Origin of the sequence: Pseudolabrys sp. FHR47 (assembly GCF_005153485.1) — a bacterium.
Lineage (GTDB): Bacteria > Pseudomonadota > Alphaproteobacteria > Rhizobiales > Xanthobacteraceae > Pseudolabrys.
In genome coordinates this window covers 4128658-4149415 of the sequence record NZ_CP039740.1, presented here as the reverse complement: position 1 = coordinate 4149415, position 20758 = coordinate 4128658, and the positions used below count along the sequence as shown (strand labels likewise).

Annotated in this window: 14 protein-coding genes; 9 read left to right on the top strand and 5 right to left on the bottom strand. The window is 64.5% G+C overall.

Features of this window, described 5'->3' with window-relative positions; translation table 11 throughout:
- Positions 1–153 precede the first annotated feature (153 nt).
- Entirely contained in the window at positions 154–3513 is a 3360-nt protein-coding gene (locus E8Q40_RS20175; protein ID WP_137046213.1) for a tetratricopeptide repeat protein, read from the bottom strand.
- A 388-nt stretch (positions 3514–3901) separates the two neighbouring features.
- Between E8Q40_RS20175 and E8Q40_RS20170 the strand changes: the two genes are divergently transcribed.
- Positions 3902–5692 (top strand): acyl-CoA dehydrogenase C-terminal domain-containing protein, encoded by a 1791-nt coding sequence (locus E8Q40_RS20170; protein ID WP_137046212.1) that lies wholly within the window; start codon positions 3902–3904, stop codon positions 5690–5692.
- A gap of 88 nt (positions 5693–5780) precedes the next feature.
- Here E8Q40_RS20170 and E8Q40_RS20165 read toward each other — a convergent pair whose 3' ends face one another.
- Positions 5781–6767, bottom strand: a complete 987-nt coding sequence (locus E8Q40_RS20165) for an aldo/keto reductase (RefSeq protein ID WP_137046211.1) — start codon at positions 6765–6767, stop codon at positions 5781–5783.
- 178 nt (positions 6768–6945) lie between these two features.
- A complete protein-coding gene (locus E8Q40_RS20160; RefSeq protein WP_137046210.1) occupies positions 6946–8184 on the bottom strand; it encodes an MFS transporter in 1239 nt (412 codons plus the stop codon).
- A 536-nt stretch (positions 8185–8720) separates the two neighbouring features.
- Between E8Q40_RS20160 and E8Q40_RS20155 the strand changes: the two genes are divergently transcribed.
- The 6 genes from E8Q40_RS20155 to E8Q40_RS20130 all read left to right on the top strand — a co-directional run bounded on the left by E8Q40_RS20155 (position 8721) and on the right by E8Q40_RS20130 (position 15754).
- Positions 8721–9887 (top strand): ABC transporter substrate-binding protein, encoded by a 1167-nt coding sequence (locus tag E8Q40_RS20155; RefSeq protein ID WP_205995611.1) that lies wholly within the window; start codon positions 8721–8723, stop codon positions 9885–9887.
- Positions 9888–10036: 149 nt separating this feature from the next.
- Positions 10037–11203, top strand: a complete 1167-nt coding sequence (locus tag E8Q40_RS20150) for an acyl-CoA dehydrogenase family protein (protein ID WP_205995609.1) — start codon at positions 10037–10039, stop codon at positions 11201–11203.
- A gap of 23 nt (positions 11204–11226) precedes the next feature.
- The gene (locus E8Q40_RS20145; RefSeq protein WP_137046207.1) at positions 11227–12438 is read left to right on the top strand and encodes an acetyl-CoA C-acetyltransferase; all 1212 of its coding nucleotides are present in this window, start codon (positions 11227–11229) and stop codon (positions 12436–12438) included.
- A gap of 135 nt (positions 12439–12573) precedes the next feature.
- Positions 12574–13035, top strand: coding sequence for a cupin domain-containing protein (locus E8Q40_RS20140; RefSeq protein WP_137046206.1), 462 nt, complete (start codon positions 12574–12576; stop codon positions 13033–13035).
- Between the two features lie 25 nt (positions 13036–13060).
- Entirely contained in the window at positions 13061–15271 is a 2211-nt protein-coding gene (locus E8Q40_RS20135; protein ID WP_137046205.1) for a 3-hydroxyacyl-CoA dehydrogenase NAD-binding domain-containing protein, read from the top strand.
- Between the two features lie 180 nt (positions 15272–15451).
- Positions 15452–15754: a GIY-YIG nuclease family protein gene (locus E8Q40_RS20130; RefSeq protein ID WP_137046852.1), complete on the top strand. Its 303-nt coding sequence runs from the start codon at positions 15452–15454 to the stop codon at positions 15752–15754.
- A gap of 243 nt (positions 15755–15997) precedes the next feature.
- Here the strand turns inward: E8Q40_RS20130 and E8Q40_RS20125 are convergent, their stop codons facing one another.
- The gene (locus E8Q40_RS20125; protein WP_137046204.1) at positions 15998–16885 is read right to left on the bottom strand and encodes an amidohydrolase; all 888 of its coding nucleotides are present in this window, start codon (positions 16883–16885) and stop codon (positions 15998–16000) included.
- A gap of 137 nt (positions 16886–17022) precedes the next feature.
- Positions 17023–18141 carry an ATP-dependent RecD-like DNA helicase gene (locus E8Q40_RS20120; RefSeq protein ID WP_137046203.1) on the bottom strand — a complete coding sequence of 373 codons (1119 nt, stop codon included), beginning with the start codon at positions 18139–18141 and terminating at the stop codon, positions 17023–17025.
- Positions 18142–18842: 701 nt separating this feature from the next.
- Between E8Q40_RS20120 and E8Q40_RS20115 the strand changes: the two genes are divergently transcribed.
- A complete protein-coding gene (locus E8Q40_RS20115) occupies positions 18843–19694 on the top strand; it encodes a metalloregulator ArsR/SmtB family transcription factor (RefSeq protein ID WP_137046851.1) in 852 nt (283 codons plus the stop codon).
- Positions 19695–19712: 18 nt separating this feature from the next.
- Positions 19713–20756: an ArsJ-associated glyceraldehyde-3-phosphate dehydrogenase gene (locus E8Q40_RS20110; protein WP_137046202.1), complete on the top strand. Its 1044-nt coding sequence runs from the start codon at positions 19713–19715 to the stop codon at positions 20754–20756.
- Positions 20757–20758 lie beyond the last annotated feature (2 nt).

The window sequence follows — 20758 nt, the reverse complement described above, 5'->3', positions numbered from 1 at the left end:
AGCTTTCGATCCGGGTCTAACTGAGGCGCAACGTGCGACCCTTTGGCTCGGATCCATCCTGACGATGTTTCGTGACACGTGCACGTCTTCGCGCGATTCGACGCGATTGAACACCCCCGCTGGCGCGACGTCACCGCTTTCGCGGTTTTAAACTTAATGCCGGGCGACGGAGCCGAGGTTGAGCGGGCCGGCGGCGGCGGCGCGCGCGGGCTGCGGCCGGGCCTGAGGCTTGCTCACCGGCCCGGGGGCCGGCGGCATTGTGGCGGGCGCTTCGGCGTTGCCGTTGTCGTCCCAGCCGCCTTGCGGCACGGGAACTGCGATCGCTTCGGCGGGCTGCGGCTTGGCGACGAACTTCTTGACGGCAGCCTGGGCGGCCGTGAGATCGTCGGGCTCAAGCCGGTCGGCGATCTCGTCGCGCTTTTTGGCGGCTTCGCGGTCGCCCTGGGCGGCAGCCAGTGCAAACCACCGGTAGGCATCGTTGAAGTTCTTTTCCACGCCGAGGCCGCGGGCGCAGAGAATGCCGAGATTGTATTGGCTGTCGCCGACGCCATGGTCGGCCGCCTTGCGGAACCACTGCGCGGCGGTCGCGTAGTCCGGTTTGCCGTCGATGCCTTCGGCGTAGAGCACCGCGAGATTGTGCATCGCCTTGGCATGGCCCCGGCCGGCAGCGGCGACATAGAGCTTGCGCGCCTGGCCGAGGTTCTTTTTCACGCCCTGGCCTTTTTCCAGCATGCTGGCATAGCGGAACTGCGCCGGGACGAAGCCCTTGCCGGCGGAGCGATCGAACCAGCGCGCGGCTTCTTCGGGATTGGCGGCGACGCCGCGCCCTTCGGCGAAGCGCTGTGCCACCTCATAGGCGGCAACCGCATCGCCGCCGACGGCCGCGTCGCGCAGCCGGGCGCCGCCGATGGCGATCGGCAGATCGATGTCGCCATAAGGACTTGCCGGCCTGGCCTTGGGCGCACGCGACGGAATGCTGCCGGTGACGTCGTTGGTCGGCTTGCTGTTCGGCGCAGTTTGCGGCGGCGGGTTGAGCGCGGGAGCGGAGAGCAGCGACGAACTGTCGGTGCCGGGCAGTATGCCCGGCGTCACGTTGCGGACCGGACCGGTACCCGGGGTGGCGCCGCCGATCATCGCGCTGCCGTCGAACGGTTTGATCGGCGCGGTCAGCGATTGCGTGACCAGCGGGTCGTCGGTGGTCGTCTGCGGCGGCGTCGTGACGCCGCCGCCGACGTTCTGTGGCGTGTGCGAAGAATTGAAATCGAAGAACTTGCTGGCGATCTGGATGCCACCAATGATGATGGCGACCAGGCTGGCGGCGATGAGGACCGATTTGATCTTCTTCATCACCGAGGAGCGCAGCGACGGCGCAGCTTCCTCGTCCGCGGCCATGTACTGGGGCACGTCGAGTTCCGGCGCGCGCGGCTTGGAGGACTGCATGGCAATCCGCGCGGCGCGACGGGCGGCGGCGAGGAAGCCGGATTTGCCCTCGGGCTCCGCTTCCAGTTTCGGCCGCGCTGCACCGAGCGCCGCTTCCGAGGCGGCGATGCGTGCGGCATGGCTGCCGGCAAAGCGCGGCGGTGCCGAGCCCGGCTCGATCGGCATGTCGGGTGGCAGGTCTGGATTGATCGGCAGGCGCGGTGCCGGCGGCAGTCGCCGGGCGGCTGGCTGCGGTGCGGGCTGCGCTGCCGGCTGAGGCGCGGGTTGCGGCGCGGGCCGCTGCGCCAGTACGGCTGCCAGCTCCGGCGCTGGCTGCTGCGGATAAGGACGCGGCGGCAACCGGGCCGGCTCGGCCTGCGGCGCCTCCATGCGCTGCGGCGCGGGCTGCTGAGCCGGCTGCGCCTGCGGCGTCTCGTCGACAACGGCGCGTGCGGCAATCCTGCCGACCGGCTGCGTCAGCTCCATCGCCTCGTCGTGAACCGCCCCACGCGGCTCGCGTACGCCTTTTTCAATCGTGGCCAGACGGTCGACGACAATGCCAAGCGTGCCGTGCATGGCGTCGAGCGCCGACTGGGTGCGCGCCAACTGCTGCTGCAATTGCGCGACAACGGGCGCACCGTCCTCGCGGACGGCGCCGGTATTCTTGTTGGCGCGGATTTCCTCGATATGGACGAGAAGGTCGCCCAGCCCGCGCTCGATCGCCTCGAGATGGCCGAGCCGCGAGTCCGAGGCGTCGAGACGCTTCACCAGCGCCACGATCTGGTCCTCGAGATGGCCGGCGGCGACATTCTCGCCGCGCGATTGCTGGATCTGCTCGATCTTGTCGCTGAGCGACTCGACCAGCGCTTCCAGCCGCGGCGGCACGACGGCGCCGTTCTGCGAGCGCGCGGCGAGCGCTTCGGACAGGGCGCTGATGCGGTGCTCGAGATTGTTGAGCGCGTCGCTTGCCCCGCCCATGGCGAAGTGATCGACCTTGTCGCCCAGCTCGGCGACCTGCGCGGCGAGCCGGCTGACCGCATCGTTCGAGGCGACGTGGCCGGTCATCTCGCGCAAGGTGGTGATGGCGCGCTCGAGCTGGCCGAGCATTTCCGGATCGCGGCGGGCCACGATCATATCGATCTTGTGCGCCAGCCCGTCGACCGCCTCGTTGAAGCCGACCAGGCTTTCGGCCGGCGTCAGGCCGCGCAGCGCGTCGCGCACTTCGGCCAGACCGTGCTCAATGCCGGTCAGTGCGCCGGCGTCGCCGCCATTTTGCCGGCCTTCGGCGATGCGCTGGGTCAGGCCGTGAATCTGCCGCTCGATGGCGTCGATCGCCTGGCGCGGCATGGCGTCGTTGAGCGCCCGGCCAATGTCGCCGAGTTCAGCGCGCAGGGCGTTGATGGCGTCCTCGACGCCGGGACGGCGCAAGGTCTCGATCTGGTCGGTGATCTGCTTGAGGTGTTCTTCGAGGCCCGAAAGGTCCTGCGTCGGCACCGCCGGTACATAAGCAGGAGCGGCCGGCGTAGTAACGACCTGCGGCAGCGGCTGGCTTGGCGGGGCCATCGGCCTGGGTGGTGCGGCGACGCCGTTGAGGCTGCGCTGGCGGGCGGCGATATCGGCGACGGCGCGGTCGAGGCCGAGCGGCAGGCCGGGCTGCGGCGGCGTCGCCGGCCGCGCCATCTGCGACGGGGTGGGCCAGGCCGGGGCCTGCGGCGCCAGCGGCGGCGCGTAGGGCGCCATCATCCGCGGCAATTGGGCGAGCTGCTCGATACGCTGATCGAGCCGGGCGATCAGCTGGACGAGCTGGTCGTTATTGGGGCTGGCGGCCTCGCGTCCGCGGCGCGGCGCATAGGCTTCCGGGCCTTTGCGGGAGAACTGGTCGAGCCGGCGCGTGATGTCGTCGAGACGCTCATGGACCGACGACATGTCGGCGGCGCCATAAGTATCCTCTTCGTCAAAGTCCCCGGCCTGCTGGAGGATGACCGAATTCAGCCATTCGCCCAAAGGCATGCCGGACCGGCGAGCCGCTTCCTTGGCAGTCTCGCGGGCTTCGGGCCGTATGCCTTTGACACTCCACGGGACACCAAATTTCATTCTCACACCCAACGTCGAGGTGGAGGCGTAAGGGGACCAGCTCCCATTCAGGAAAGCCGGATTGCGCCGGGGAACGACCACCGGGCCCGCTTTGGGCCACCCGCCGACTTTTTGCCCTTTACGGTAAACAGCGGGTTAATATCCGGGCGAAGTGGCGGGGTTTCGTTAGGAATTTGCCTGCGCGCGGGTAGCGTCCATCAGGACCGCGTTCCCTTAATGCCGCTGTAAAGCCGCTGCGGCAAAATGGTGGGAAACGCCGATTCTGCCTTGGCACCGCCTGGGCCGACGCTTAGCTGCCGCAAGGGAACTTGAAACGAGCCGGCCGCTTTCCAAACGGGCGCCTGACCGCCCAGGGAACGCCAAGGCCGGATGCCGGGGAGAGAAATCGATGCCGATCTACAAAGCGCCCGTCGACGACGCGCTGTTCCTGCTCAACGACGTCTTCCATATCGAGCGCTACGGTAACCTGCCGGGCTTCTCCGACGCTTCGCCCGATGTGGTCGAAGCCATCCTGCGCGAAGCCGCCAAGCTGTCGGAAGACGTGCTGACCCCGCTCAACCGCGTCGGCGACAAGGAAGGCTGCAAGCGCTCGGCCGACGGCAGCGTGAAGACCCCCACCGGCTTCAAGGACGCCTACAAGCAGATCGTCGAGGGCGGCTGGATCGGCATCTCGGCGCCGCAGGAATTCGGCGGCCAGGGCTTGCCGATGACGCTCACCGAAATCGTCAACGAATATTTCTGCTCGGCCAACATGGCCTTCGCCATGTATCCGGGCCTGACGCAGGGCGCGATCGCCGCGCTGATCGTGCACGCCAACGACGCCGTCAAGCAGAAATATCTGCCGAAGATGATCGAAGGTGTCTGGACCGGCACCATGAATCTCACCGAACCGCATTGCGGCACCGATCTCGGCCTCTTGCGCACCAAGGCGGTGAAGCAGGCCGATGGCTCCTACAAGATCACCGGCACCAAGATATTCATCTCGGCCGGCGAACACGACATGTCGGACAACATCATCCATCTGGTGCTGGCGCGAATCGAGGGCGCACCGGCCGGCACCAAGGGCATTTCGCTCTTCGTGGTGCCGAAGTTCATGGTCGGCGACGATGGCTCCGTCGGTGAACGCAACGGCGTGTCGTGCGGTTCGCTCGAAGAGAAGATGGGCATCCACGGCAACTCGACCTGCGTGATGAACTACGACAATGCCACGGGCTGGCTGGTCGGTGAGGAAAACCGCGGCCTCAACGCCATGTTCGTGATGATGAACGAGGCGCGCCTCGGTGTCGGCATCCAGGGCCTCGCTTTGTCCGAGGTCGCCTATCAGAACGCCGTCGTCTACGCGAAGGAGCGCCTGCAGGGCCGCGCCATCACCGGCGCGAAATTCCCCGACAAGGCGGCCGATCCGATCATCGTGCATCCCGACGTGCGCCGCACCTTGATGACCATGCGCGCCTTTAACGAGGCGGCGCGCGCGCTGGTGCTGTGGGCCGGCCTCAAGAGCGACGTCGCACATCGCTCCGGCGACGCCAAGGAACGCCAGGCCGCCGACGATGCGCTCGGCCTGATGACGCCGGTGATCAAGGGCGTGATGACCGATGTCGGTTTCGCCAACACGGTGTCGGCGCAGCAGATGTATGGTGGTCATGGCTACATCGCCGAGCACGGCATGGAGCAGTTCGTGCGCGATGCCCGCATCGCCATGATCTACGAAGGCGCCAATGGCGTGCAGGCGATGGACCTTGTCGGCCGCAAGCTCGGCAAGGATGGCGGCCGCGCGCTGATGACGTTTCTCGGCGAGGTCGGTGCCTATGTGAAGGACAAGAGTGCGGACGAGACCATGAAGCCTTTGGTCACAGCGCTCGGGCAGGGCGCCGGTCACCTGCAGCAGGCTTCGATGTGGTTCATGCAGAACGCCATGGCCAAGCCCGACAATGCCGGCGCCGGCGCCACCGATTATCTGCATCTCTTCGGTCTCGTGGCGCTCGGCTATATGTGGTGCCAGATTGCCGAGGCGGCGAAAGCCAAGCTGAAGGATGGCGGCGATGCTGCGCGCTTTTCCGCCAAGCTCGTCACCGCGCGCTTCTTCATGGAGCGCATGATGCCCGAGACCGCGACGCGTCTCGCCCGCATCCAGGCCGGCGCGGTGAGCACCATGGAATTGCCGGCGGAGGCGTTTTGATCTTGTTATCCCTCCCCCTCATGCGGGGGAGGGTGGTCGCCGAAGGCGACCGGCTGGCATACGTTTGCCTGGGCCGCCGCTGTTATTGTTACAAATTGAGCATCTGCATGCCCGAGGCGGCATAGCGTTCGCCAGAGGCGGCGCCTTTGGGGAAAGCCTTCTCCAGGCGGTCGAGATCGGCGGCGCTCAACGTCACATTCGCCGCCGCCACGTTCTCTTCAAGATAAGTGCGGCGCTTGGTGCCCGGGATCGGCACCACGTCGTTGCCCCGGGACATGACCCAGGCGAGGGCGATCTGCGACGGCTTGCAGCCTTTATCCTTGGCCAGCGCTTCGACGGTATGCACGAGAGCGAGATTGCGGCTGAAATTCGCGTCGGAAAACCGCGGCGCGACACGGCGGGTATCGTCGGCGGCAAAGTCTTTCGTATTTTTGATGCCACCGGTGAGGAAACCGCGACCGAGCGGCGCATACGCCACGAAACCGATGCCGAGCTCGCGCAGGGTCGGCAGGATCTCGTCCTCGACATCGCGGCTCCACAGCGAATATTCCGTCTGCAGCGCGGCGATGGGATGCACGTTGTGGGCGCGGCGGATGGTGTTCGGCGCGGCTTCCGATAAACCGAGGAAACGCACTTTGCCGGCCTTTACCAGATCGGCCATGGCGCCGACCGTATCCTCGATCGGCGTCTTTGGGTCGACGCGGTGCTGGTAGTACAGATCGATGACATCGACGCCGAGGCGCTTCAGGCTGGCGTCGCAGGCGTTTCTGACGTGTTCGGGCTTGCCATTGGGGGGCAGCCGTTCGCCATTTGGCCCGCGCATATTACCGAACTTGGTCGCCAGCACGACCTTGTCGCGCATGCCCTTGATGGCGCGACCGAGCAGTTCTTCGTTATGTCCCATGCCGTACATGTCGGCGGAGTCGAGGAGTGTGACGCCGAGTTCAATGGCGCGATGGATCGTGGCAATGGACTCCGCATCGTCGCGCGCGCCGTAGAACTCGGACATCCCCATACAGCCCAATCCAAGCGTGGACACGGTAAGGCCGCTACGACCGAGCTGGCGTTGCTGCATGGCAATTCTCCTCAATGCATTCGGTTTCGACAATATAGGGGTGTCAGGCCCGTGGCTTAAGCCTCACCTGCGACGATCTTGCGAAGAATTAAAAGCTCAAGCCGGTTTTATGCGTCGGTGAGCCTGTCCGCCGGGACTCAAGCCCGAAGCTGATCGTCGGGCCTTGATGGACCCGGTATCAGGCTATCGCTGCCACCGTTGGCCCGCGGCGCTGCGACCGCCACAACAGCCACAGCATGATCGTGACATTGAGGGCATTCCAGGCGAGGCCGTTGACGAAGGCCGCCTGATACGAGCCGGTGATGTCGAATATCTTGCCCGACATCCAGCCGCCGATGGCCATGCCGGCCACGGTCGAGAAGATGACGAGGCCGACGCGGGTTGAGGCTTCCTTCGGCGAGAAATACTCGCGCACGATGACGGCATACATCGGCACGATGCCGCCCTGGAACAGGCCGAACATCGCCGAGATGAAATAAAGCGAATAAAGCCCGTCGAACGGCAAATAGAGGAAGAGTGCGAGGCCCTGCGCCACCGAACCGATCAGCAGCGTGCGTACGCCGCCGATCTTGTCGGCGACGAAGCCGGAGCCAACGCGGCTGATGATGCCGAGCGCCAGCATCGCCGACAGCATTTCGGCACCGCGCGCCGCGCCGTAACCGAGATCGGCGCAATAGGCGACGAGGTGCACCTGCGGCATCGACATCGCCACGCAGCAGGCGACACCGGCAATGCAGAGCAGGATTTGCAGCGTGCGCGGCGAGAACGGGCTCTCGGCGCGCCGGCGCTCGTCGTTGCTGGTGGTGGCGTCGCTATGCCCTTCGACCAGCTTGCGCCGCATCACCAGGATCAGCGGAAACATCGCGAAGACGAGAAAAATGCCGATGCCGATATGGGTGGCGCGCCAGCCGCTGACTTCGATGAAGTGCGAGACCACCGGCGGCCAGAACGTACCGGCAAGATAATTGCCGGCGGCGGCGATCGCCACGGCGCGGCCACGGCGCTTGGAGAACCAGTGCGACATGTCAGCCATCAGCGGGCCGAATGATGTCGAGCAGCCGACGCCGATCAGCAGGCCATGCGCCAGCGCGACCTGCCACAACGAACCGGCAAGCCCGGTGAGCACATAGCCGACGGCGAGCATCACTGTGCCCAGCGCCATCGGCAGCGCGATACCGAAGCGGTCGGACAGCCGGCCCATGACGATGTTGCCGACACCGAAGCCGAGCATGGTCAGCGTGAACGGCACCGAGGCTGATGCGCGATCGACGCCGAACTCGGCCTGCATGGCCGGCAGCGCCACGACGACCGACCACATGCCGACGCCGCCCAAGGTGCTGAGCATCAGGCCGGCGGCGAGGCGCCGCCAGGCGTAAGGCGATTCGACGCCGTGGGTGGCGTCAGCAATTGCATTCATTGTAGGGTATCCGGCAAGGCGAGAAGCTTTCGTAGCATGCTCAGCCGCCCTTGAACGCCGGCATTACGTCCTTGGCAAACAAATCCCTTGAATAAGTTGCATCACTAAAATGCGTTACGTCGGAATGCGGCAGTGCAGCATCGTCACGGCGGAGCGGAAGCCAGACGTACTGGCCGTGCGCCGACATTCCCAAAATCCGCACTTGCCGAAGTCCTGCACCTGCGTAACGAAGGCACATAAAGGCGGCGTCACGGTATCGGTGGGACGCGTCCCATACTTCATGCCGAGGGTTGACGTGGCGAGAGCCTGTGCGTTCGATCAATTCAACACGTCGGCGTCGTTCTTCGAAATTCCGCCCAAAGGTGCGCATGGCGGTCGCGACGATCGAACACTGCGACATTGAGCATCGTCAGGCGCCTCCATGGGACGCCTCTATGGGGCGGCTGCGCCGCTAAAAGCGTGACGAGCGCCTGAAAGGCCGCTATTTTAAGAGGGAAGCCGCCGATTTTCCGAGCGGCCCTATCGGGAGGATTTTGATGAAGAAATCTGGGCTCTTCATGGCGGCCGCGCTTCTGGCTGCAACGGCCGTATCCTCGGCCTCGGCGCAGGACACCGTCAAGATCGGTTTGATCATGGCCTATTCCGGCCAGTTCGCCGACACCGCGGCGCAGATGGACAACGCCGTCAAGCTTTACGTCAAACAGCATGGCGACAAGGTCGCCGGCAAGAAGATCGAGATCATCCGCAAGGACACCGGCGGTCCGAACCCGGATGTCGCCAAGCGTTTGGCGCAGGAACTGATCGTTCGCGACAAGGTCGACATTATCGCCGGCTTCACGCTGACTCCGGAAGCGCTCGGCGCCGCCGGCCCGTCCGAGGAAGCCAAGAAGTTCATGGTCGTCATGAACGCGGCGACCTCAGTCGTCACCACCAAGTCGCCCTATATCGCGCGCACCTCGGTCACCATTCCGCAGCTCGAGGACACGCTCGGCAAGTGGGCGGCCAAGCAGGGCATCAAGAAGGCCTACACCATGGTCGCCGACTATGGTCCGGGCATCGACGCCGAAACCTGGTTCCACAAGGGCTTCAAGTCGGGCGGCGGCGAGATCGTCGGCTCGGTGCGCATGCCGGTGGCCAACCCGGATTTCTCGGCCTTCGTGCAGCGCATGAAGGACCTCAATCCGGAATCCGTGTTCATCTTCATTCCGGGTGGCGCGCAGCCGGTGGCCATGGCCAAGGCGCTGCAGGAACGCGGCATCGACCCGAAGAAGACCAAGGTGATGGGCCAGGGTGAAATCACCATGGACGACGTCACGCTCAAGAACATGGGCGACGCGGCGCTCGGCATCATCACGGTGCTGCACTACAGCGCCGAGCACAAGTCGAAGATGAACGAGGCCTTCGTGAAGTCCTACAACGCCGAGTTCAAGCGTAACCCCGATATGTTCTCGGTCGGTGGCTGGGATGGCATGCATCTCATTTATGAGGCGCTCAAGAAGACCGGCGGCAAGGCCGACGGTGACAGCCTCATCGCCGCCGCCAAGGGCATGGCCTGGGAAAGCCCGCGCGGCCCGATCTCGATCGATCCGGCAACTCGCGACATCGTGCAGACGGTCTACATCCGCCGCGTCGATAAGGTGAACGGCGTCGTGCAGAACGTCGAGTTCGACAAGATCGAGAAGGTCAAGGACCCGGCGAAGTAACGCTGGTCGCTCCTGCACTTGATACCGGACGGGCGGGGACTTCGCGGTCTCCGCCCGCACTATTTTTCGCGCGGCCGGGGCCGGGCAAGCCCTCGCTTCCGCCCGTCCGGCGCTCTATTCTCCCCGGCAAACAAACGACTCGCCGGGAAATGCCGCCAATGGAAGCGCTCAATCTGCCTCGCCCGTCCTGGATGACGGAGGATCTGGTCCTGCTTGAAGAGCAGGCCCGCCGTTTTATCGCCGACGAATACACCCCGCATCTCGACGCCTGGCACGAGGCCGGCATCTATCCGCGCGACGTCTGGACCAAGGCCGGCGAAGCCGGCCTGCTCGGCGCGTCGCTGCCGGAGGAATATGGCGGCGCCGGCGGCAATTTCGGTCATGAGGCCGTCATCTACCGCGAATACTCGCTCGGCGGTTTCGACTCCTTCGGTGCGCCGCTGCATTCCGGCATCGTGGCGCCTTACATCCTTCACTATGGCACCGAGGAGCAGAAGAAGCGCTGGCTGCCAAAGCTCGCTTCCGGCGAGATGATCGGCGCCATCGCCATGACCGAGCCGGGGACCGGCTCCGACCTGCAGGGCGTGCGTACCAAGGCCGAGAAGTCGGGCAACGGTTATGTGCTCAACGGCTCCAAGACCTTCATCACCAACGGCCAGCATGCCAACCTGATCATCGTCGTCGCCAAGACCGATCCGGCCGCCGGTTCGAAAGGCGTGTCGCTGATGGTGGTCGAGACGGACAACGCGCCCGGCTTTCGCCGCGGCCGCAAGCTGCAGAAGCTCGGCATGGACGCGGCCGATACGTCCGAACTGTTCTTCGACGACGTCAAGTTGCCGGCCGAGAATTTGCTCGGCACCGAGACCGGGCAGGGCTTCTATCAGCTCATGAAGGAACTGCCGCAGGAGCGGCTGATTGTCGCCGTCAATGCGGTCGCCATGATGGAACGCGCGCTCGCTCTGACGATTGATTATGTCAAGCAACGCAAGGCTTTCGGCAAGGCGATCATCGAGTTCCAGAATACCCAGTTCGAACTCGCCGCTTGCAAGACCGACGCCACCATCGCCAAGGTGTTCCTCGACCATTGCATTGGCCTGCACATCGAAGGCAAGCTCGACACCGTGACAGCCTCGATGGCCAAATATCGCCTCACTGACACGCTCGGCCAGCTGCTCGACCGCTGTCTGCAGCTGTTCGGCGGCTACGGTTTCATGGACGAATATCCGATCTCGCGCCTCTACCGCGACGCCCGCGTGTTGCGTATCTATGCGGGGACGAACGAGATCATGAAGTTGCTGATCGCGCGCAGTTTGTAAATTCCTGCCGGAGGGAGACCCCAATGCCCGACGCATTCATCTACGACGCTGTCCGCACCCCGCGCGGCCGCGGCAAGTCCGACGGCGCGCTGCACGAAGTCACCGCGCTCAATCTCGCGGCGCAGGCGCTCAGTGCCATCAAGGAGCGCAACCATCTTTCCGATCCGGAGAGCGTGGACGACGTCGTGCTCGGCTGCGTCGATCCGGTCGGCGAGGCCGGCGGCGACATCGCCCGCGTCGCGGCCATCATGGCCGGCTTCGGCGACGGCGTGCCCGGCATCCAGATCAACCGCTTCTGCGCCTCCGGCCTCGACGCCGTGAATTTCGCCGCGGCGCAGGTGATGGCCGGCCAGCACGACATGACCATCGGCGGCGGCGTCGAATCGATGAGCCGCGTCGGCATCGGCGCCTCGGGCGGTGCCTGGCCGGTCGATCCCTCGATCGCGCTGAAATCCTACTTCGTGCCGCAGGGCATCTCGGCCGATCTGATCGCGACCAAATACGGCTTCTCGCGCGACGACGTCGATGCCTACGCCGTCGAGAGCCAGAAGCGCACCGGCCGCTCCTGGGAAGAAGGCCGCTTCAAGAACTCCGTCATCGCGGTGAAGGATGTCAACGGACTGACCATCCTCGACAAGGACGAGCACATGCGTCCGTCGACCACAATGCAGACGCTCGCGGCGCTCAATCCGTCCTTCATCCAGATGGGCGAGATGGGCGGCTTCGATGCGGTAGCGATCCAGCGTTATCCCGAATTCGAGGCTATCAACCATGTCCACACGCCGGGCAATTCCTCCGGCATCGTCGATGGCGCCGGCGCGGTGCTCATCGGCAATGAGGAAGCCGGCAAGAAGAACGGTCTCAAGCCGCGCGCCCGCATCAGGGCCTTCGCCAATATCGGCTCCGAACCATCGATCATGCTCACCGGTCCGGTGCCGGTCACCGAGAAGGTGCTGAAGAAAGCCGGCATGTCGATCGGTGACATCGACCTGTTCGAACTCAACGAGGCCTTTGCCTCGGTGGTGCTGCGCTACATGCAGGCCTTCGACATTCCGCACGACAAGATCAACGTCAATGGCGGCGCCATCGCCATGGGCCATCCGCTTGGCGCGACCGGCGCCATGATCCTCGGCACCGTGCTCGACGAACTCGAACGCACCGGCAAGGAAACCGCGCTGGTCACGCTCTGCATCGGCGTCGGCATGGGCACGGCGACGATCATCGAGCGGGTGTGAGTTGTCTTTACCCTCCCCCTTGTGGGGAGGGTCGATCGCCGAACGAAGTGAGGTGATCGGGGTGGGGATGCTGGCGGGAAGTGGGATCCCCACCCCCGACCCCTCCCCACAAGGGCGAGGGGAGAAGGGAGACCAATGCCCAAGATCGACGTGTCGAAGCTGGAAACGCGCAAGGGTTCGCCGATGTATCCGCCGGCGTTCCAGCACATGTGCGCCGGGCGTCACAAGACGCCGCTGAGCAATGGCGCCGGCCTCACCCAGTTCGGCGTCAACATGACCCGGCTCGAACCGGGCGCGTCGACCTCGGTGCGACACTGGCACGAGAACGAGGACGAGTTCGTCTTCATCCTGATGGGCGAATGCGTGCTGATCGAGAACGCCGGCGAGACCATTCTCGGCCCCGGCGATTGCGCGGGCTTCAAGGCCGGCGTCGCCAACGGCCACACCATCGTCAACCGCTCGGAGGGCGACGTGGTGCTGCTCGAAGTCGGCACAAGGGCGCCGAGCGAACGCGCGCATTATCCCGGCTACGACCTCAAATTCGAACGCGACGGCACCAATGTCCGCGTCCTGCATCGCGACGGCACGCCGTACTGACACGAACACTCCGGAGAAACGCATCATGACCGCATTCAAGCTCGACATCGACGGCGACGGCATCGCGCTCATCACCTGGGACATGGCCGATCGTTCGATGAACGTCATCACCATGGAAGTGATCGAGGAGCTCTCCGCCCTCGTTGACAAGGTATCGAGCGACGCCGCCATCAAGGGCGCGGTCATCACCTCGGGCAAGGAGGCTTTCTGCGGCGGCGCCGACCTCACCATGCTGGAGAGCATGGGCGCCATCTACGCCGACAAGGTGCGCAAGGAAGGCGAGGTCGCCGCCGCGCAATATGTCTATGAGGAAAGCTCGAAGCTGTCGCAGCTCTATCGCCGCCTGGAGAAGAGCGGCAAGCCGTGGGTCTGCGCGCTGAACGGCACGGCGATGGGCGGCGGCTTCGAGCTGGCGCTGGCCTGCCATCATCGCGTCGCCTCCGACAATCCGAAGACGCGGCTCGGCCTGCCGGAAATCAAGGTCGGGCTGTTCCCCGGCGCCGGCGGCACGCAGCGCGTCGTGCGCATCATGCCGCCCGCCGATGCGCTGCAATTCCTGCTCAAGGGCGATCAGCTCAAGGTCGATCGCGCCAAGGCGATGAAGCTCATCGACAATGTCGTGCCGCAGGACAAGCTCGTCGAGACTGCCAAGGCCTGGATCAAGGCCGGCGGCAAGGGCGAAGCGCCGTGGGACGTTAAGGGCTACAAATTCCCGGGTGGCCTCGTTTATTCGAAAGCCGGCATGATGACCTTCCCGCCGGCCAACGCCATTTATCGCCGCGAGACCTACGACAATTATCCGGCGGCGCGCGCCATCATGCAGGTGGTCTATGAGGGTCTGCAGCTCGACATCGACACCGCGTTGCGCGTCGAGTCGCGGCACTTCGCCAAGGTCCTGCGCTCGCCGGAAGCGACAGCGATGATCCGCACGCTCTTCGTCAACATGCAGGATCTCAACAAGGGTGCGCGCCGCCCGGCCAATGTGCCGGCGACGAACCTGAAGAAGATCGGCATCGTCGGCGCCGGCTTCATGGGCGCCGGCATTGCGCAGGTCTCCGCCGCGGTAGGCCTCAACGTCGTGCTGGTCGATCGCGATCAAGAAACCGCCGACAAAGGCAAGGCCGGTCTCCATAAAGCGATGTCGGATCGCGTCATGAAAGGCCGCATGAAGGGCGCCGAACGCGACGCCCTCTTGGAGAAGATCACGGCCACCGCCGACTATGCCGCGCTAAAGGACTGCGACCTGATCATCGAAGCCGTGTTCGAGGACCGCAAGGTCAAGGCCGACGTGATCAAGAAGATCGAGGCGGTGATCGGCGACAAGGCCATCTTCGCCTCCAACACTTCGACACTGCCGATCACTTCGCTGGCTGCCGAATTCAAGGATCAGAAGCGCTTCATCGGCATTCACTTCTTCTCGCCGGTCGACCGCATGATGCTGGTCGAAGTCATCATGGGCAAGGAAACCGGCGATGCGGCGCTCGCCACCGCGCTCGATTTCATCCGCGCCATCCGCAAGACGCCGATCGTGGTCAACGACACGCGTGGCTTCTACGCCAATCGCTGCGTGCTCGCTTATATCCAGGAAGGACACCTGATGTTCCTGGAAGGCATTCCGGCGGCGATGATCGAGAACACCGCGCGCATGGCCGGCATGCCGGTCGGGCCGCTGTCGCTCAACGACGAGACGGGCGTCGATCTCGGCCTGAAGATTCTGCGCGCCACCGAAGCTGATCTCGGCGCCGGCGCGGTCAATCCCGGCATGAAGAAGCTGCTGGAGGATCTGGTGGAAAAGAACCAGCGCCTCGGCCGCAAGAACGGCAAGGGCTTCTACGACTATCCGCAGGGCCAGCCCAAGAAGTTGTGGCCGGGCCTCGCCGAGCTGTCGCCGAAGAAGCTGTCGCGTGACGAGGTCGAGGCCATCGACGTCGAGGAGCTCAAGCAGCGCTTCCTGGTGGCGCAGGCGGTCGAAGCCGCGCGCACCTTCGAGGAGCATGTCGTCACCGACGTGCGCGAGGCCGATGTCGGCTCCATCCTCGGCTGGGGCTTTGCGCCCTTCACCGGCGGCGCGCTGTCCTACATCGACATGATGGGCACGAAGAAATTCGTCGCTTTGTGCAGGAAGCTGGAAGCCAAATACGGCAAGCGCTTCGCGCCGGGTAAGCAACTCGTCGAGATGGCCGAGAAGGGCGAGAGCTTCCACACCCGCTTCGCACCGAAGAAGAAGGCGGCGTAGGTTCGCGCCATCATGGCCCGCATCTCCTCCGTCATGGTCCGCGAAGGCGGACCATCCAGCTCTTGCGGCTAACGCGGCGCCTTACGACGAAGCGCTGGATCACCCGCCTTCGCGGGTGATGACACATAAATGCCGTACGCAGTTGACGTCATCGTCCGCGAAGGCGGACGATCCAGCCCTATGGGCGGCGATCGTTATTTTTGGGTTTATATATTGGCGAGCAAGATCGGCGGCACGCTTTATATTGGCGTGACAAGCGACCTCGTTCGTCGCGTTTATCAGCACCGCGAAAGTATGGCGGCGGGTTTCACCAAGAAATACGACGTTCATCGACTGGTTCACTTCGAGCAGTTCGATGACGCCGAGAACGCTATTCGGCGAGAGAAGCGGTTGAAAGCCTGGAATCGGGCATGGAAGATCAGGCTGATTGAAGAGAACAATCCGAACTGGATTGACCTTTACTACCAGATTTCTCAGCCTTAGCTGTCATGGTCCGCGCAGGCGGACCCATCCAGCTCTTGCGGCAACCATGCGCTTTGCGATGAAGCGCTGGATCACCCGCTTTCGCGGGTGATGACGGAGATGGGCGGTTGTCTCTCGCTGTCATGGTCCGCGTAGGCGGACCATCCAGCGCTTGCGGCTAACACGGCGCCTGACACGAAGCGCTGGATCGCCCGCCTTCGCGGGCGATGACGCCCAGTCCGGCGCGTGCGCTTCCGCCTCACCTCACACCCGATACAACCTCACCGCCGTATCGTGCAGCACGGCGCGGCGGTCGGCGTCCGGATAAGAAGCCAGCGCGGCGCGGATCGCGGTGACGATCGAGGCATAGTCGGTCCACAGGCTCTCGACCGGGAAGTTCGAGCCCCACACGCAGCGCTGCGCGCCGAACAATTCCAGCGTCTCACCGACAATGTCGGCGATGTGCTGCGGGTCGTTGCGCCGGATGAAAGTGCCAAGCCCGGAGAACTTGGTGTGCATGTTGGGCTCACCGGCCAGCCGCTTCATGCCCTCGCGCCAGGCCTTGCGGCCCTCTAGCGAGCGGTCTTCCAGCATGCCGGCATGTTCCAGCACGATGGTGATGCCGGGAAACGCCTTGGCGAGCGCCGCGCCGTCGGCCATCTGCGAGGCGAACACCTGCAGTTCGAACAGCCAGCCGCGCTCCTGAAGCAACGCGAAGTTCTTGCGGAACATCGGCGTGTTCATCTCGACGGGCGTCGGCGCGAATTTGTATTGCGGGTTGGTGTGCCAGTGCAGTTGCTGGCGCACGCCGCGCATCAGCGCTGACGCCTTGGCCTGCGCTGCCATCACCTGCGGTGCATCCTCGTTCTGTAGATTGACGAAAGAGACGATGGCGTGCGGCCAGCCGCTGCGGCTCGCGGCCTCCTGCACGTATTCGACTTCCTCGATCTCGCGGCCCGGCAGCCAGTTGGTCTGTACATAGACCGACTTGACGACGCCGGTGCCTTTGAGATCCGCGAGGAAGTCCTCGACCGGATAATCGCGCCGCAGCCCTTCATATTCGCCGAAGATCCGCGGCACCGCCGGACCCTGCAGCCAGGGCTGGTCGGCATGGCGCCAGATGTGGTGATGCGCGTCGATAATCGGTTCCATGCAGTCCCTCGTACAGCAGTGGAAATGGGTTCGCCTGAGGCCTTTCAGCCGGCAGCGTGGCATCCATGAGCGCGCGGGAAAAGCCGCCCGGTGGTCGCGGCTACGCTGGGCGTCTTATTTTCTGACAACCTCGCCGGCTACATCACCACCGTCAGCCGTTTCGCGGCGCGGGTGATGCCCGTATAGAGCCAGCGCTGGCGCGATTCCTGAAACGCGAACGACTCGTCGAACAACACGACGTCGTCCCATTGCGAGCCTTGCGCCTTGTGCACCGTGAGCACGTAGCCGTAATCGAATTCGTCATAGGGTTTGCGGCGCGGCCAGTCGATCTGCTCGATGCCGCCGGTGAAGCATTCCGGCCGCACCGACACCTTGACGCCGCGCGTCGCGGTCTCGTCGTCGGGCATCAGGCGCAAGGTCATGATGCCGGTTTTGCGGCCGCCGCGTTCCTTCACCGACCAGAGGCCGCCATTGAACAGTGCTTTCTTGCGGTTGTTGCGCAGGCACACCAGCTTGTCGCCGGCTTCCGGCATCGGGTCCTTGAAGCCGCGACGCTCGCGCATGCGCTGGTTATACGCGCGGCGCGTATTGTTGCGGCCGACCAGCACCTGGTCGGCCTCGAGCACGCGCTGCGGATCGAGGTCGCTCTTGCTGACGACCTCGGTCTCGCCATAGCGGCCGGGCTCGAGATACTCCCCTGCACGAATGTCCATCGACAGGCGGATGATCGGATTGTCCTGCGCCTGACGATGTACTTCGGTGAGCATCACGTCGGGCTCGTGCTCGGTGAAGAAGCCGCCGCCATTGGCGCCTGTGGTGATCGGCGGCAATTGCGCCGGGTCGCCCAGCACCAGCAGCGGCACGCCGAACGACAACAGGTCGCGGCCCAGCTCGGCATCGACCATCGAGCACTCGTCAATGATGATGAGCGAGGCTTTGGACGCCGGCGCTTCGTCCCACAAATCGAAGCTGGGGATTTCCTCGCCGCTCTCGCGTGCGCGGTAGATCAGCGAATGGATGGTGGTGGCGCCGCGGCAGCCTTTGCCGCGCATCACCGAGGCCGCCTTGCCGGTGAACGCGGCGAATTTCACCTCGCCGTCGACCGCTTCGGCGAGGTGGGTGGCGAGCGTGGTCTTGCCGGTGCCGGCATAGCCGAACAGGCGAAAAATCTGCGGCGTCGAGCCTGTGCCCGGCTTGGCCTTCAGCCAGGCCGAGACGGCTTGCAGCGCATCATCTTGATGGGGCGTGAATTGCATGGGCTTCCAGTTGTTGGCCGGATGAATAGAGCATGGCGGCCGGATGGCAAAGAACAAATTGGGAACCGGGGCTATCCAGCGGCACGGCACCAGACCGGCCTCATCCTGAGGAGCCCGCGAAGCGGGCGTCTCGAAGGACGAGGCCGCCCCATCCATCGAGACGCCGCCTTTGGCGGCTCCTCAGGATGAGGCGGATCAACGCACAAGGAATTCTGTCTTGACGCGCCGCTTGCTTCCAGCATATATTCCCAACCCTCTCTCCGCCTCACCCGGCGCCGTCATGACGCGCCGGGGTGGGCGGGAAGGGCGGGGCGCCGACAATGCGCCTCGTGACAATCGGGCCGGCCGGTGGCCGGTTCGATGGTGGAGCGCCGGGAGGCGCAGCGCCGTGGCGGCGGGATTAGCAACCCCGTCGTTCCCCGGCGCGTGCGTCTCCGTTGCGGGGAGTAGCGCCCCCGCAGCGAAGGCGCGCGGCCGTCCCGATCGCAAGGGATGGCCAAAGGGCGCCGTAGCGCAGCGCCCTGGCGCCTCCCGGCGCTCCATCCCTTCAAGGGAAGGAAAAAGGGGCAGGCCCGCCCGGGCCCTTCAAAGAACAGGGCCGTCCGCGCACGTCTGGTCGGCGGGCCGAATTTCTCACCCCAACGAAAACGGCACTTCCCTCTGTCATCAGCCTGTCGTAATATGTCGATATGTCTCGACATATGGATATCAACGAAGCCGAAGCCGTCTTCGCAGCGCTCGCCCAGCCGACGCGGCTGAAGGCTTTTCGCACGCTATTGGCCAGCCATCCGAATGGCCTGCCGGCGGGCGAGATATCCAGCACCTGCGAGGTGCCGCACAACACGATGTCCACGCATCTGTCGGTTCTTCATCGCGCCGGCCTCGTCACCGTCGAACGTGACGGCCGGTCGATGAACTACCGCGCCGATCTGCGGACTTTCCGTGAACTCCTTCGATTCCTGGCCAGCGATTGCTGCAATGGGCGGCCGGAAATCTGCGGCGATCTCGCGCGGCTCATTCCCGAAGAGGTCGATGACATGGATCAGAACACTCACGCGCCCGCCTTCAACGTGCTCTTCTTGTGCACGCAGAATTCCGCCCGCTCGATCATGGCCGAGGCTTTGCTCGAAAAGATCGGCAAGGGTCGCTTCAACGCCTATTCGGCCGGCTCCGCGCCGGCCGCGCAACCGATGCCTGAGGTCATTGAACGCCTCAAGGCGCTCGGCCACGATGTCAGTAATCTGCGCAGCAAGTCCTGGAACGAATTCACCGGGCCCGAGGCGCCGCGCATGGATTTCGTCATCGCGCTTTGCGACACGCTGCAAGGGCAGGTCTGCCCGGATTTCGGCAATAAGGCGATGACCGCGGCCTGGCCGCTGCCCGATCCCGCCAAGTTCACAGGCACGGCGACGGAGCGGACGACGCTGCTCAACGAGCTCTACGCCATGATCCGTCGCCGGCTCGAAGCCTTCACCAGCCTGCCGTTTTCATCGCTCGACAAGATCGCGCTCGGGCTGCGGCTCGACGAAATCGGCGATACGGCGCGCGTCTGATCCGAAGGATCGAACAAAATGGCAATCGGAATTAACGGCATGGGCCGTATCGGCCGGCTCGCGCTGCGGGCCGCGTTCGGCGGCATCCGGCGCGGTCCTGACGATCCGCGGGCCGGCAACCGGCTCGATATCGTGCACATCAACGAACTCAAGGGCGGCGCGGCGGCAACCGCGCATCTTCTGGAGTTCGACAGCATCCATGGCCGTTGGCACGCTTCGTTCGCGGTGGAAGACGAGAGCGCGATCATCGTCGATGGCCGCCGGATGGGTTTCAGCGCGGCGGCACAGCCGGGCGACGTCGCCTGGGGCGATCTCGGCTGCGATATCGTGCTCGAATGCACCGGCAAGTTTCTCAAGCCGGAGCAATTACAGGCCTATTTCGATCGCGGCGTGAAGCGCGTCATCGTCGCAGCTCCTGTGAAGGACGATCGCGCGCTCAATGTGGTCGTCGGCGTCAACGACCACCTTTACGATCCCGAGCGCCATCGCCTGTTGACCGCGGCATCCTGCACCACCAACTGCCTCGCGCCGGTCGTCAAGGTCATCCACGAAGCGATCGGCATTCGCCACGGCCAGATCACGACCATCCACGATCCGACCAACACCAATGTCGTTGTCGATGCCCCGCACAAGGATCTGCGCCGTGCGCGCTCGGCCATGCTGTCGCTGCAGCCGACCACGACCGGCAGTGCGACGGCGATTGCGCTCATCTATCCGGAATTGAAGGGCAAGCTGAACGGTCATGCCGTCCGTGCGCCGGTGCTCAATGCGAGCCTGACCGATTGCGTCTTCGAACTGGCGCGTCCGACGACCGTCACCGAGGTCAATGCGCTGTTCGACGCCGCCGCCAAGGGGTCGCTGGCCGGCATTCTCGGCATGGAGCACCGGCCGCTGGTATCGGCCGACTACAACAACGATCCGCGCAGCTCCATCGTCGATGCGCTCTCGACGATGGTCACCGACGAGACGCTTCTCAAGGTCTATGCCTGGTACGACAACGAAGTCGGCTATGCCTGCCGCATGGTTGACCTTGCCAACATCGTCATCAGAGCTGGTGCGTGACG

Coding starts and splice junctions, on each gene's coding strand:
- E8Q40_RS20175 (WP_137046213.1), bottom strand. CDS start 3,513: ATGAAATTTGGTGTCCCGTGGAGTGTCAAAGGCATACGGCCCGAAGCC.
- E8Q40_RS20170 (WP_137046212.1), top strand. CDS start 3,902: ATGCCGATCTACAAAGCGCCCGTCGACGACGCGCTGTTCCTGCTCAAC.
- E8Q40_RS20165 (WP_137046211.1), bottom strand. CDS start 6,767: ATGCAGCAACGCCAGCTCGGTCGTAGCGGCCTTACCGTGTCCACGCTT.
- E8Q40_RS20160 (WP_137046210.1), bottom strand. CDS start 8,184: ATGAATGCAATTGCTGACGCCACCCACGGCGTCGAATCGCCTTACGCC.
- E8Q40_RS20155 (WP_205995611.1), top strand. CDS start 8,721: ATGAAGAAATCTGGGCTCTTCATGGCGGCCGCGCTTCTGGCTGCAACG.
- E8Q40_RS20150 (WP_205995609.1), top strand. CDS start 10,037: ATGCCGCCAATGGAAGCGCTCAATCTGCCTCGCCCGTCCTGGATGACG.
- E8Q40_RS20145 (WP_137046207.1), top strand. CDS start 11,227: ATGCCCGACGCATTCATCTACGACGCTGTCCGCACCCCGCGCGGCCGC.
- E8Q40_RS20140 (WP_137046206.1), top strand. CDS start 12,574: ATGCCCAAGATCGACGTGTCGAAGCTGGAAACGCGCAAGGGTTCGCCG.
- E8Q40_RS20135 (WP_137046205.1), top strand. CDS start 13,061: ATGACCGCATTCAAGCTCGACATCGACGGCGACGGCATCGCGCTCATC.
- E8Q40_RS20130 (WP_137046852.1), top strand. CDS start 15,452: ATGGGCGGCGATCGTTATTTTTGGGTTTATATATTGGCGAGCAAGATC.
- E8Q40_RS20125 (WP_137046204.1), bottom strand. CDS start 16,885: ATGGAACCGATTATCGACGCGCATCACCACATCTGGCGCCATGCCGAC.
- E8Q40_RS20120 (WP_137046203.1), bottom strand. CDS start 18,141: ATGCAATTCACGCCCCATCAAGATGATGCGCTGCAAGCCGTCTCGGCC.
- E8Q40_RS20115 (WP_137046851.1), top strand. CDS start 18,843: ATGGATATCAACGAAGCCGAAGCCGTCTTCGCAGCGCTCGCCCAGCCG.
- E8Q40_RS20110 (WP_137046202.1), top strand. CDS start 19,713: ATGGCAATCGGAATTAACGGCATGGGCCGTATCGGCCGGCTCGCGCTG.